Source organism: Mycoplana sp. 10N416 (assembly GCF_056394765.1).
Genome location: NZ_JBFTIM010000008.1, coordinates 204,878 through 217,521, shown reverse-complemented (window position 1 = coordinate 217,521; position 12,644 = coordinate 204,878). Strand labels below are relative to the sequence as shown.

Here is a 12,644-nt window from a genome sequence, read left to right as displayed (position 1 = left end):
GCGCGTGGGATGGCCGGACAGACGGGCCGGAAAGGGTATTCGGCGGAGATCGCGGCATTGCAGGCATCGATTGCAGCCTGTCGCATCTGCCGCGACCAGCCGCTCGGGGAAGCGCAACTGCGCCTTCCGCACGAACCACGCCCGGTCGTCGTCCTTTCCGCCACAGCGCGGATCCTGATCGCCGGACAGGCGCCCGGCCTGCGCGTTCATGAGACCGGCCTGCCGTTCAACGACGCGTCGGGCGATCGCCTGCGCGACTGGTTGCAGGTCAGCCGCGAGCAATTCTACGATCCGGCGCTCTTCGCCATCGTCCCGATGGGCTTCTGCTTTCCCGGCTATGACGCCACCGGCAGCGACCTGCCGCCGCGGCGGGAGTGTGCGCCACATTGGCGGGCGAGGGTGATGGCAGCGATGCCGCAGGTCGAACTTGTCCTGGCGGTCGGCCAGTATGCGCAGGCCTGGCACCTGGGCGCATTGCGGGAGAAGTCGATGACCGCGACGGTGATGGCCTGGCGGCGTTACCTCGCCCCCAATAAGGGGCCCGCGGTGCTGCCGCTGCCGCATCCGAGCTGGCGCAACACGGGCTGGTTAAAGCGCAACCCATGGTTTGCGGAGGAATTGCTGCCGGAACTGCGAAAGCGGGTGAAAACCCTAATTCAGTGAAATATCGTTCTTTATTTCGCCACGAGAGTCGTCTTAATAGAAAATTCGTTTCAAGGGGGATGTATTCATGGACCGTCTCGACCGCAAGATTCTACGCCTGCTGCAGGAGGATTCCACACTTGCCGTGGCGGATCTGGCGAAGAAGGTCGGCCTCTCCACGACACCCTGCTGGCGCCGCATCCAGAAGATGGAAGAGGACGGCGTCATTCGCCGTCGCGTGGCCCTGCTCGATCCCGTCAAGGTGAACACGAAGGTCACGGTGTTCGTGTCGATCCGGACCAATGTGCACTCGACGGAATGGCTGAAGCGCTTCTCGGAGGTTGTCGTCGATTTTCCCGAAGTGGTCGAGTTCTACCGGATGAGCGGCGACGTCGACTATCTGCTGCGGGTGGTCGTGCCGGATATTGGCGCCTACGACGCCTTCTACAAGCGGTTGATTGCCCGCATCGAGATCCGCGACGTGTCCTCGAGCTTCGCAATGGAGCAGATCAAGTACACGACCGAGCTACCGCTCGACTACATGACCGTGGACAACAAGTCGGCAGACGACTGAAGAGGTCGACGGCCTACAGCATGTCTCCCGAAAGTGGGAACCGGTTTCGGGTCAAAGACATGCGAAAGAAGGGGAGTGCCCACGGGCGACTTTCGCCGCCCATGGGCGGCTTGATCACTTGCGCTCGAGCCGGGCGAGCAGCGAGGACGTGTCCCAGCGCTTGCCCCCCATCTCCTGCACGTCGCCGTAGAACTGGTCGACCAGGGCCGTGACCGGCAGCTTGGCGCCATTGCGCCGGGCTTCGGTTAGCACGATACCGAGGTCCTTGCGCATCCAGTCGATGGCGAAGCCGAAGTCGTACTTGCCCTCGTTCATCGTCTTGTGGCGGTTTTCCATCTGCCAGGAGCCGGCCGCCCCCTTGGAGATCACCTCGACCACCTTTTCGATGTCGAGGCCGGCGCACTTGCCGAAGTGGATGCCTTCGGCAAGGCCCTGGACGAGGCCGGCGATGCAGATCTGGTTGATCATCTTGGTCAGTTGGCCGGCGCCGGCCGGACCCATCAGGCCGACCATGCGGGCATAGGCATCGATGACCGGCCTCGCCTTGTCGAAGATGGCCTGGTCGCCGCCGCACATGACCGTGAGCACACCGTTTTCGGCGCCCGCCTGGCCGCCGGAGACGGGGGCGTCGACAAAGCCGCAGCCGCGCGCCGTCGCCGCCTCGTAGAGTTCGCGCGCGACCTCGGCGGAGGCCGTCGTGTTGTCGATCAGGATCGCTCCGGCCTTCATCCCGTGCAGCGCGCCGTCCTTGCCGGTGGTGACGGAACGCAGGTCGTCGTCGTTGCCGACGCAGACGAAGACGAAGTCAGCGCCGTCCGCTGCCTGCGCCGGCGTTGGGACGGCCTTTCCGCCGAACTGTGCCGCCCACTTCTCGGCCTTGGCGAAGGTGCGGTTGTAGACGGTGACGTCGTGGCCGCCCTTGACCTTGAGATGGCCGGCCATGGGGTAGCCCATGACGCCAAGGCCGATGAACGCGACATTAGCCATGCTTTAGTTCTCCTCTTTACGTATCGGTGATGTATCGGAAAGCGGCCATCGGCGAAAGTGCGGCTGCGGCCATTGCTGTCGCTGCCGTAACTCAAGTGGGCGCGGGTGCGGGAACGAGCGGCATGAGCAGCACGTAACCGGCCAGTCCGCAGCCGATACAGAACAGCGTTGCTCCGGCAAGACGGACGGTAAAGGGGCTTGCACCGGCACCGGATGCAGCAAGCCCGACCTTGGTAAAGAGGTTGACGATGACGGCGATCAGGATGGCTGTTACTGCCGTGTCCAACCCAAGCGATCCGCCGGTCAGCCGTGCGGTCGAAAGCGTGATCGCATCGATATCCATGGTGCCTGAGATGGCGGCCACGACGTAGAGCAGGGCTGACCCCGAATAGTCTACGAGCACCTTGGAGACCCACGTGATCGCGCCGAGAAGTGAGCCGAACTGCAGAACGACCCGAAGTTCGAACGGGTTGTCCATTTTCAGCTCCGGTGCATTGCGTCCGCCCGCGTCGTGCCAGACCGTCCAGGCGACCACGGCGAGCATGGCGAGCAACGCCGGCACGAGCGATGCGGCGAGCCGAAGGGAAAGGGAAGGCGCGATGATGAAGCTCAGGACGAGAACGCGTGCGAGGGAGAGAGCGCCCGCTATGATCGCGCCCGCGGCGAGTTGCCGGCCGTTCTCCGGTGCCGACCGGGCAAAATTGGCGAAAGCCACGGTGAGCGCAGTCGAGGAGGCGAGGCCGCCTGCGGCGCCGGCGAACAGAATGCCGCGCTCGGAACCCGCCACCCGCACGGCGATGTAGCCGGCGTAGGAAATCGCGGCGATCATCACCGTCATCAGCCAGATGGTGCGGAGATTGAGTCCTCCCCAAGGGTCGATCGGGCGGTCCGGCAGGAGCGGCAGGGCGACCACCGTCATGGCGAGCAGAACGAGGGCGGAACGCAGTTCGATCCAGGTGAGCCGCTTGAGAAAACCGTGCAGTCGGTTTCGGGCGGCGAGAAAGCCCGCGGTCACGACGCCCGCAGCCGCGGCCACGCCCGGGTCGGCGACGACCGCGGCTGCGCCGAGCACGAACACCAGGATGGCAGCGACGACGCCCGTGACGCTGTAATCTTCCTCCTCCTCCGCCTCCCGGCGTTTGAACAGGGTGAAGATCGCGCCGAACAGAAGCAGCAAGGCGACCGCGAAGGCTGTTCCAAGATAGGGCTGGAGATAACCGGTCAGGCCGCCGAGAAGGCCGATCAGGGCGAAGGTGCGGATGCCCGCCGTGCGGCCACCGGCGCGGACGGAGCGCTCCTGCCAGCCGCGTTCGATGCCGACGAGGAGCCCGACGGCCAATGCGACGCCAAGACGTTGAAATGCTTCGACAGTATCCATGCGGTGAGCATATCCGCCTGCCGGCTTTGTTCAAGTCCGGCTCGCGCAACGCCAGTGGCATGCGCCGCGACAAATCGATGGACGACGCCTCTGCTGAGGAGTGCGCCGAAGGGACGTGGGTCAGATCCCCGCGCCTCGCTCGAACGAACCGTTCCTGTCCCGAGACTTGCTGTCGAGGAGGCTCTCGGAGTCTGGTCCAAGCGCACCGCAAATGTCGTTCCAGACCAGCCGCAGCCGGCGGACATGGAGATCGTCTCCAATCCAGCGCATGACATGCTCGATGCATCTCGTCGACTGTTTGAGGTCAGTTCCGACAAGCTTGCGCGCCCATTGACAATATTCGTCAACGGTAACCGGCTTAACGTTGCCGTCTTCGACGATCATCGGCCAGTTCTTGCCGATCTGCGCGACACTTCTGAGGTTATCCGTCGTGGCAAAGAGGATGCCGGCATAGATCGCGTCGCACTCGTCCGGACCGTGGCGGCTGTCGATCGCCCTCTCAAGGTCGAAGATCGAACGGATGTTCACCTCGCGCATCATGAGAAACCGCTCGATGCCGAGGATGTGGCACAATTGCGCCTGGGCCACCCAGTCGATGCACTGATAGATGCCGTAGGGCGACTCGATGTGCAGCATGATCGGATTGGTGGTCGCGAGGTTCTGCACGTCGTAGATGCCGCATATCTCCAGCCGGAAGCGCGTCGGGAAATCGACGCCGTCGATGACATCGGGTGTTGTGATGCGGGTTACCTGCTGGAACCTGTCATCCTCGGTCTTGAACCAGGCAATGAGGTTCTTCGTCTTGGTGAAGACGAACTGCGTCGCCGAGCGCGGCATCAGTCCCAGGATCGGCGCAAGAGCGATCCAGACCCGCGAGATTTGTGCGCCTCCTTCGGGCGGTGTGAACGGCGCGAGCGGATCGGGGGCGAATGCATAGGCGATCATCGTGAAGACCACGGCTGCGATCGTTTCGGCAGTCTGGCGGAGGAACGTGTAGGAAGACAGATCATAAACCGCCAGGTGACGCAGAAAGGTGCGCATCGAATCGACGTATGCCCCGGCGAATGCAAGACCGCCGATGGTGATCAGGTTGGCGAAGAGCGGGGAAGGAACCGGCGCCCGCCTCCGGGCGTGCATTGCGTGAAAAGCGTCTGAGCGCAAGGACAGACCGCGCCCTGGAAACCGCACGCAATCGCGCCCATCAGCGCGTCGATGCCGCAATAGATCACGATCATCAGCGCGATAGACGATATCAGCAGCCGAACGTCGTGTCTTCGCCCCTGCCAGCGGATCTGGGCGAGCACCTCTTCCAATTGTCGGCCGGTCGGTACCGGGCCGTTGATGCCATTGAACGCGCCGTCGGTGTCGATGTCCGAAAGATACTTGGAACGGACGAATTCGAACGAGGGATTGGTCCTGATGTTGCTTTTGGGCCGGATGCGGTCGAAGGTGCGTTCGAAATCGAAGATCTGCCGGACCCGGCGGATGCGGACTTCCTGGCGGCCGAAGATGATCAGCACCGGTGTCAGGACGGCAAACGCCAATGCCCAGAAGTTCGTATTTAGCCAAATATAGAGCGCGAGCCCGTGCAGGTACCCCAGGAAGATTTCGAGATTTTTGGCGTCCACTCCCGCTTGCATCGCGTGGCGATCCCTAAAAGATCTCCGCGCAAGGCTATGGCGCGCCCAAGGGTAAGTCTACGAACCCTGTGATAATTCCTGGTTGTGGTATCAGGCTTCACCGTTGTACTTCGCGATCACAAGATGGCCGGCAATCGGCTCGCCTTCTTCCGTCCGCACGGTGATGTCGCCGACTTCGACCACCTCGAATCCGGTCGCTGCCAGCCGCTCGCGGACATAGGTCTCGGCATGGGCGAAGCGCTGGTGCGGGCCGACCATGAAGGCGCGGCCGGCAAAGGCTTCGTCCGGCAGCGTTTCGGACGAGAAGATAAAAAGACCGCCGGGCAGAAGATTGTCCGCAGCGCCGAAGAACAGCGGCTCCAGCGCGCCCAGATAGGGCAGGACGTCGGTCGCGGTGATCAGGTCGAAGGGCTCGTCGTCATTATCGTCGAGGAAATCGACGGCCTCGGCGACGTAAAGCGTTTCGTACAGATCCTTCTCATGGGCGACTTCGACCATGTTCTCCGACAGATCGACGCCGGTGACGTCGTCCGCCATGTCGCGCAGCGTGCCGCCGGTGAGCCCGGTGCCGCAACCGAGATCGAGCATCCGCTTGAAGGGGCCGAGGCCAAGCGCCTGCAGGCGTTGGCGTACCAGCACCGGCACGGCGTAGCCGAGCTGCTCCACGAGCACGTCCTCGAATACCTCGGCGTGCTGGTCGAACAGCGTAGTGACGTAGGCGTCCGGGGCCTTTTCCGGCGTCTCGCCCCGCCCCATGGAGGCCAGGCGCACGGCCGCGCCGCCGTGATCCTCGGGGTCGAGGGCCAGGACCTCCGCATAGGCTTTCGCCGCCGCGTCGAAGTCGCCGGACTTCTCGAGGGCGAGGGCGCGGTTGTAGGCTTCCGCAAGCGCTTCTTCGTCGATCTTTGTCATGGGGCGTCTCATAGGGCTGACGGCGCCGTTTGGCAATCCTGGCCGGTGGCCACCGCCCGGCTGACGGCGAAAATGACATTTCACAATCGGATCAAAGAGGGGCATCATCTCCTTCAAGGAAAAGAAGAAGGAGGAAGGCCGATGGCGGGCGAAGTGGCGTCGTTTTCCGCGCAACCGGACAAGGGTGAGATGACGTCGTCGCATCTGCCGGTGACCTCGATGGAGGCGATCAACCTGATGGTCCATTACTATCGCGGTGAACTGGGCCGGATGGCCGGCTGGCGTGACCGCATCGACCGGACGACGAACTGGGCGATCACGGTGGTGGCGGCGATGCTCTCCGTCTCCCTTTCGACGCCGAACTCGCATCACGGGGTCTTGTTGTTCGCAATGCTGCTGATTTCGCTGCTGCTTCTGATCGAGGCACGGCGCTACCGCTTCTTCGACGTCTATCGGTCGCGGGTCCGGCAGATCGAGAAGAAATACTTCGCTGAATTTCTCGAGCCGCGCGGCGACCTGTCGCCCGACTGGGCGGCCGCGATCGCCAAGAGCCTGCGCAAGCCCCAATTCGAGATCGGCTATCGCGAGGCCGCCTGCCGCCGGCTGCGACGAAACTATTCCTGGATGTACCTGATCCTGCTGTTGGCCTGGGCGCTGAAGATCTCCTCGTCGACGATGACGGAGGCAGGCCCCTTCGACGTCGCGCTGTCCTTCCATCAGGTGCTGAAGAATGCCGCACTCGGGCCGATCCCCGGCGGCGGCGTGCTCGCCATTGTCGCCGTGTTCTACCTGCTCATTCTCGTAGCCGTCCTGCACCAGGAGCGATCCGAAGGGGAACGCGTGCGTGGCGAGGCGCATGTCTGACGCCGGGCATCGGCGGCGCGTCAGTGCAGGATGAACTCGCCCTTCAATGCCCTCCACTCGGTCGCCGAGATCAGCTTGCGGTGCACATAGCGTACCGAATGCAGCGGCCCGTCGAGCTTTTCCTGCCAGAACTTCAGGAACTGGCGCATCTCGGGAAATTCCGGAGCAAGATCGTAGTGCTGCCAGACGTATGTCTGCAGCAGGGCCGGATGATCGGGCATTCGGTAAAGGATCTGGGCCGTCGTCAGGCCGTAGCCTTTCAGTTGCAGTTCCAAGTCCTGTGTCATTCGGGACCTCATTTCAAGGTGAATGATGGTCCCTATGATTGAGACACGGCAGTGGTTAATCAATCATTGATTTTCATTTAAGGTGGGGATTAATTCATTTGAAACAATGGCTTGGCAGCACTTTTGGTGGAGTGCTGCCAAGCATTGGGATCTTTCAGCGCTTCAGGTGGCGCGTCAGCCGCGCTTCCAGCCAGGCCCAGAGGTTGCGCATCAACTCGACGATCATCAGATAGAGCAGCGCGGCCCAGAGATAGGTCTGATAGTCGAAGGTGCGCGAGAAGGCGCGCCGCGTCTCGCCCATCAGGTCGAACACGGTGACGATTGCGACGATCGCCGAGCCTTTGATCATCAGGATGATCTCGTTGCCATAGGGACGAAGCGCCACGATCAGCGCCTGCGGCAGGATGATCTTGAAGAAGGTGATCCGACTCGGCAGGCCGAGCGAGGCGGCGCCCTCATGCTGGCCGCGCGGCACGCTCTCAATGGCGCCGCGCAGAATCTCGGCCTGGTAAGCGGCAGTGTTGAGCGTAAAGGTGAGCAGCGCGCAGTTCCAGGCGTCACGGAAGAAACCCCACAGGCCGAGCGCCTTCAGTTCCGCCGAGAAGCTGCCGAGGCCGTAGTAGACGAGGAAGAGCTGCGTCAGCAGCGGTGTTCCGCGGAAGAAGTAGATGTAGCCGTAGGCGAGCCAGGACAGCACCTTGTTGTTCGACATCCTGGCGAAGGCGACCGGCAAGGAAACGAGCGCGCCGAGCGTGATCGAGATCGTCACCAGGAGCAGCGTCACGCCGAGGCCGGACAGGTAGCTCGGACCGTACTTGGCAAACTTCTCCGGATCCCAGCCGTCGACGACGGTCAAAAAGATGCCGACTGCGACCGCCAGCCATATGCCGAGGGCGACGCTGCCGACAAAACGTGACAGCGAGTAGGGCTGCGGGGGCGCCGGAGGAGGAGCCTGGGGTGGAATGAGAGAGGTGACGGCGCTCATCGTGCGACCTCCGAGCGCTTCACGCGCGCCTCGATGGCCGAAAACACGATCGAAGACAGGAGGGCGAGAACGAGGAAGAGAATGCAGGCGATACCGTAGAACAGGAATGCCTCCTTGGTGACGCGGGCGGCAATGCCGGTCTGGCGCAGGATGTCCGGAAGGCCGACAATGGAGACGAGTGCCGTATCCTTCAACAGGATCATCCAGAGATTTCCAAGTCCGGGCAGGGCAATGCGAACAAGCTGGGGCAGGATAATGAGGCGCATGGTATTGCCACGATGCAGCCCGAGTGAATCGCCGGCTTCGTATTGTCCGCGGGGGATCGCCCGGAATGCCGACAGCAGGACCTCGGAGCAGTAGGCGGAAAAGACGACGCCGAGCGCAATCATGCCGGCGAAGAAGGCATTGATCTCGACCGCCTGCTGGTATCCGAGCGCCGAAAGCAGGTTCTGTACGAGGATCTGCAGCCCATAATAGACGATGAAGAGCGTCAGCAGCTCCGGCAGGCCACGGAAGATGGTCGTGTAGATGTCGGCGGCAAGCCGCAGCGAGCGTTCCTCCGACTGCTTGGCAAGCGCGATGAAGAAGCCGAACAGCAGCCCTACCGGCAGCGTTGCCAGGGCGAGGCTGCCGGTGATCAGGAAACCGGTCGCGATCTCGTCGCCCCAGCCCGCGTCGCCACAAGCAAGAAGGGTATCGCCCGCGAACCAGCGGAATACGCCGGCGGGGCCGCACAATGGATCGATCACTCTGAGAAACGCGGAGACCGCCTCCGCGATGGCGGAAAAGAACCCGCTCATGCCAAATGTACCCCCGGCGCGCTTGGCGCGCTCATCGCGCGGCGCTTCAACACGCCTTCTGTTTAAGGTTGTTCTCAAACAAAAATGACGGGAGGGCAAGCCCTCCCGTCCACACAAACCCGCATCGGGTCATAAAATCCCCGCATAAGCGGGGCCGCCGACTATTCTTCGCCGTAGACGTCGAAGGGGAAGTACTTGGCGTTGATTTCCTGGTACTTGCCGCTGGCGCGGATGCCCTGGATCGCCTTGCTGAGCTTGTCAGCCAGATCGGTCTCGCCCTTGCGGACGGCAATGCCGGCGCCGGCGCCATTGATGACCGGGTCGACCGGCAGCGTGCCGAGCAGCTTGCAGCAAGCGCCATCCTCGGTCTTGAGCCACTCCGAGAGAACGACGACGTCGTCGATAGCGGCGTCAACACGACCGTTGGCGATGTCGAGCTTGTACTCGTCGGCGGTCGGATAGAGCTTCAGCTCCGCGCCCTTCATGTGCGCTTCGGCATAGTTGGAATGGGTGGTCGAAGACTGGGCGCCGAGCGTCTTGCCGGCGAGCGCTTCCGCGGTCGCAGCGGTGATCTCGGAATCCTTCGGCACGACGATCGCCGGCGGCGTGTTGTAGTACTTGGCCGAGAAGTCGACCTTCTGCTTGCGCTCTTCGGTGATCGACATCGAGGCGACGATGGCGTCGAACTTCTTGGCGACGAGCGCCGGGATGATGCCATCCCAGTCCTGCGTCACGAAGGTGCATTCGGCCTTCATCTCCTCGCAGAGCGCCTTGGCGATATCGACGTCGAAGCCTGTCAGCGTGCCGTCGGCTTCAAGGTTGTTGAACGGCGGATAGGCGCCCTCGGTGCCAATGATAATCTTTTCACCATCGGCCATCGCAGCACCGGCCAGCAGTGTGAAAACGGCTGCGGACGCGGCCATGGTGAGACGTTTGGAAATGCGCATTTTAATCCTCTCTGTTTCAGACCGGCCGGTTATTGTGTTCTCGGCGGTTTCCCGGGGCGGGCGTCGCTGGCCCGCTTGGCGCGATAATCGACTTCTTTCGCCGGAAAAATCAACCACGAACTGCTTCGCTTGCTCGTTCGGCCGGAGTTGTCCCTCGGAGGCGAATGAACCGAGCGGCGTGCTTGCGCGTTGTATGGTGGGTGAATGGAGCCGAAACGGGCCGTTCATCAAGAGTTCAGACCAGGGCCAATAGCCTATCCACACTGCAGGATTCGGTTTGCGGACCGGATCATAAAATCGCCCGGAATGGCTGGTCCACGCTTCGCCGAAGGAATCAGCGGTACACAAGGAATACGTAATGGGTAACCGAACCAAACTGCTCGCCACGGTAGCACTGCCGTTGGCATCGCTCATCTGGCAACCGGCCAATGCTGCGGCGATTCGCCCGATGCAGCCGGCCGGGACCACGCAGGGCGTGATCCAGGTTCAGTCGGACGAGAGCGGCCTTTCCGAGGAGGAGCTTCGCAAGCTGCGCCGCAAGCAGCGCCAGCAGCAGGCCGAAGAACAGAAGGGCGCCGCCGAGGAGCAGCAGCAGTCGGACAAGCAGAAGGCTCGCGAAGAGCGCCGCAAGAAGCAGCAGGAGCAGAAGGCGGAAGAGCAGAACCGCGCCGCCGAGGAGCAGCAGCAGTCGGACAAGCAGAAGGCCCGCGAAGAGCGCCGCAAGAAGCAGCAGGAGCAGAAGGCGGAAGAGCAGAACCGCGCCGCCGAGGAGCAGCAGCAGTCCGACAAGCAGAAGGCCCGCGAGGAACGCCGCAAGAAGCAGCAGGAGCAGAAGGCGGAAGAGCAGAACCGCGCCGCCGAGGAGCAGCAGCAGWCCGACAAGCAGAAGGCCCGCGAGGAGCGCCGCAAGCAGCAGGAGCAGCAGGCGGAAGAGCAGAACCGCGCCGCCGAGGAGCAGCMGCAGACCGACAAGCAGAAGGCCCGCGAAGAGCGCCGCAAGCAGCAGGAGCAGCAGGCGGARGAGCAGAACCGCGCCGCCGAGGAGCAGCCGCAGACCGACAAGCAGAAGGCCCGCGAGGAGCGCCGCAAGCAGCAGGAGCAGCAGGCGGAGGAGCAGAACCGCGCCGCCGAGGAGCAGCCGCAGACCGACAAGCAGAAGGCCCGCGAGGAACGCCGCAAGAAGCTGGAAGCACAGCGCGAGCAGGATGCGGCGCAGGAAAACCGTCAGCGCCCGCGGCGCGAACGGGATCCAGAGCGGGAACGCGTCGCGCGCGATCCCTCGAAGACGACGGAAACGATCGATCTTCCGGTGGTGGGCGGAGCCGCCGTGCTCGACAGCGACAAGGACGCGGACAATCGCCGCGACGGATCGCGCGAAGAGCGCCGCAAGCGCCGCGCCGAACAGCGTCGTGCCGAAGAGCGTCAGAATGAACGGCAGTTCGTGCCGACCACGGACGCGGATGCACAGGTCGACCGGGACGGCAATCGTCGCCGGCCGGTGCGATACGAATCGATCGAGCGCGAGCGCGGCGAGCGCTCCGACCGACGCCCCGGTTATCGGGATCCGGATAACGTCCGCGTCGACCGTCGTGTCGACAATCGGGTGATCTACAACATCGACAATCGCACGATCGTCCGCAACTACGACGGCAACCGGCTGTCGCGCCGCGCACAGGATACCTACTACGAGAACCTCAGCGGCGGCCGCGTGCGCGAGACGATCGAGCGTCCGGGCGGCGTCCGCGTCGTGACCATTCGCGACGGCTACGGCGATGTCATCCAGCGCTCGCGTTTCGTCGGTGACCGCGAATACGTTCTCTACTACGTTCCTGAGACCGACTACTACGTGGAAGACCGCGTTCCCTTCCGGGATCCGGGCCTTTACCTGCCGCCGATGCGCCTGACGGTGCCGGTCGAGGACTACATCATCGACACGTCGAGCGACTATGATCGCGACTATCGCGCCTTCCTCGCAGCCCCGCCGGTCGAGGCAGTCGAGCGCGTCTACACGCTCGACGAGGTGAAGTACTCGGCCCGTATCCGCGACAAGGTGCGCCGCATCGACCTCGACACGATCACGTTTGCGACCGGCAGCGCCGAGATCTCGATGGAACAGGCCTCGACGCTGCGACAGGTGGCCGATGCGATCAACAATCTCCTGGACGAAAACCCCGGCGAGACGTTCCTGATCGAGGGCCATACCGATGCGGTCGGTTCTGACGAATCGAACCTCATCCTCTCCGACGAGCGCGCCGAATCGGTCGCTGACCTGCTGACGGATGTCTACGACATTCCGCCGGAGAACCTGTCGACCCAGGGCTATGGCGAACGCTACCTGAAGATCCTGACCGACGGACCCGAGCAGCTCAACCGGCGTGTGACGATCCGCCGCGTGACGCCGCTGGTGAAGCCGGTCGCATCCGCCCAGTAAGGCGCGAGGTCAAGTGAATATAGGAGGCCGCCGGAGCGATCCGGCGGCCTTTTTTCTGCGGCAAGCGTCAGTCTTCGCAAGCAGCGCTGCTTCGCCTTTTTGGCTTGGGGAGTGTCCAGCTGCGTTGCTGGCGGCACCGGAGCCTTCTGCGCTCAAGGACTTGAGCGCGCTGGATGCCGGATCAAAGTCCGGCAAGC

At 63.1% G+C, this 12,644-nt stretch carries 13 protein-coding genes; 4 read left to right on the top strand and 9 right to left on the bottom strand.

From position 1 onward, the window contains the following. Positions 1-9 precede the first annotated feature (9 nt). Positions 10-663, top strand: coding sequence for a uracil-DNA glycosylase family protein (locus tag AC1DDS_RS17765; RefSeq protein ID WP_477480094.1), 654 nt, complete (start codon positions 10-12; stop codon positions 661-663). Positions 664-730: 67 nt separating this feature from the next. Then, positions 731-1,216 carry an Lrp/AsnC family transcriptional regulator gene (locus AC1DDS_RS17760; RefSeq protein ID WP_477480093.1) on the top strand — a complete coding sequence of 162 codons (486 nt, stop codon included), beginning with the start codon at positions 731-733 and terminating at the stop codon, positions 1,214-1,216. 114 nt (positions 1,217-1,330) lie between these two features. Here AC1DDS_RS17760 and AC1DDS_RS17755 read toward each other — a convergent pair whose 3' ends face one another. The 5 genes from AC1DDS_RS17755 to AC1DDS_RS17735 form a co-directional block, all read right to left on the bottom strand. Then, positions 1,331-2,203 (bottom strand): NAD(P)-dependent oxidoreductase, encoded by an 873-nt coding sequence (locus AC1DDS_RS17755; protein ID WP_477480092.1) that lies wholly within the window; start codon positions 2,201-2,203, stop codon positions 1,331-1,333. A 91-nt stretch (positions 2,204-2,294) separates the two neighbouring features. Next, on the bottom strand, positions 2,295-3,581 hold the full coding sequence (locus AC1DDS_RS17750; protein ID WP_477480091.1) for an MgtC/SapB family protein: 1,287 nt from the start codon (positions 3,579-3,581) through the stop codon (positions 2,295-2,297). 120 nt (positions 3,582-3,701) lie between these two features. After that, positions 3,702-4,622: a hypothetical protein gene (locus tag AC1DDS_RS17745; RefSeq protein ID WP_477480090.1), complete on the bottom strand. Its 921-nt coding sequence runs from the start codon at positions 4,620-4,622 to the stop codon at positions 3,702-3,704. A gap of 44 nt (positions 4,623-4,666) precedes the next feature. Further along, positions 4,667-5,209: a hypothetical protein gene (locus AC1DDS_RS17740; RefSeq protein WP_477480089.1), complete on the bottom strand. Its 543-nt coding sequence runs from the start codon at positions 5,207-5,209 to the stop codon at positions 4,667-4,669. 102 nt (positions 5,210-5,311) lie between these two features. Then, positions 5,312-6,133: a class I SAM-dependent methyltransferase gene (locus tag AC1DDS_RS17735; RefSeq protein WP_477480088.1), complete on the bottom strand. Its 822-nt coding sequence runs from the start codon at positions 6,131-6,133 to the stop codon at positions 5,312-5,314. A 141-nt stretch (positions 6,134-6,274) separates the two neighbouring features. Here AC1DDS_RS17735 and AC1DDS_RS17730 point away from each other — a divergent pair, with 141 nt between their 5' ends. Continuing rightward, positions 6,275-6,997, top strand: coding sequence for a DUF2270 domain-containing protein (locus AC1DDS_RS17730; protein ID WP_310421097.1), 723 nt, complete (start codon positions 6,275-6,277; stop codon positions 6,995-6,997). A 20-nt stretch (positions 6,998-7,017) separates the two neighbouring features. On the opposite strand, the gene AC1DDS_RS17725 is transcribed toward AC1DDS_RS17730, so the two are convergent. The 4 genes from AC1DDS_RS17725 to AC1DDS_RS17710 all read right to left on the bottom strand — a co-directional run bounded on the left by AC1DDS_RS17725 (position 7,018) and on the right by AC1DDS_RS17710 (position 10,016). Then, entirely contained in the window at positions 7,018-7,284 is a 267-nt protein-coding gene (locus AC1DDS_RS17725; RefSeq protein ID WP_310421095.1) for an usg protein, read from the bottom strand. Between the two features lie 154 nt (positions 7,285-7,438). Continuing rightward, a complete protein-coding gene (locus tag AC1DDS_RS17720) occupies positions 7,439-8,269 on the bottom strand; it encodes an ABC transporter permease (protein ID WP_477480087.1) in 831 nt (276 codons plus the stop codon). Continuing rightward, positions 8,266-9,069: an ABC transporter permease gene (locus AC1DDS_RS17715; protein ID WP_310421091.1), complete on the bottom strand. Its 804-nt coding sequence runs from the start codon at positions 9,067-9,069 to the stop codon at positions 8,266-8,268. Before AC1DDS_RS17715 ends, AC1DDS_RS17720 begins: the two co-directional genes overlap by 4 nt. 161 nt (positions 9,070-9,230) lie before the next feature. Then, on the bottom strand, positions 9,231-10,016 hold the full coding sequence (locus tag AC1DDS_RS17710; RefSeq protein WP_310421089.1) for an ABC transporter substrate-binding protein: 786 nt from the start codon (positions 10,014-10,016) through the stop codon (positions 9,231-9,233). 358 nt (positions 10,017-10,374) lie between these two features. Between AC1DDS_RS17710 and AC1DDS_RS17705 the strand changes: the two genes are divergently transcribed. Beyond that, complete coding sequence (locus tag AC1DDS_RS17705; RefSeq protein WP_477480086.1) at positions 10,375-12,447, top strand: OmpA family protein; 2,073 nt, start codon at positions 10,375-10,377, stop codon at positions 12,445-12,447. The last annotated feature ends 197 nt before the right edge of the window (positions 12,448-12,644 follow it).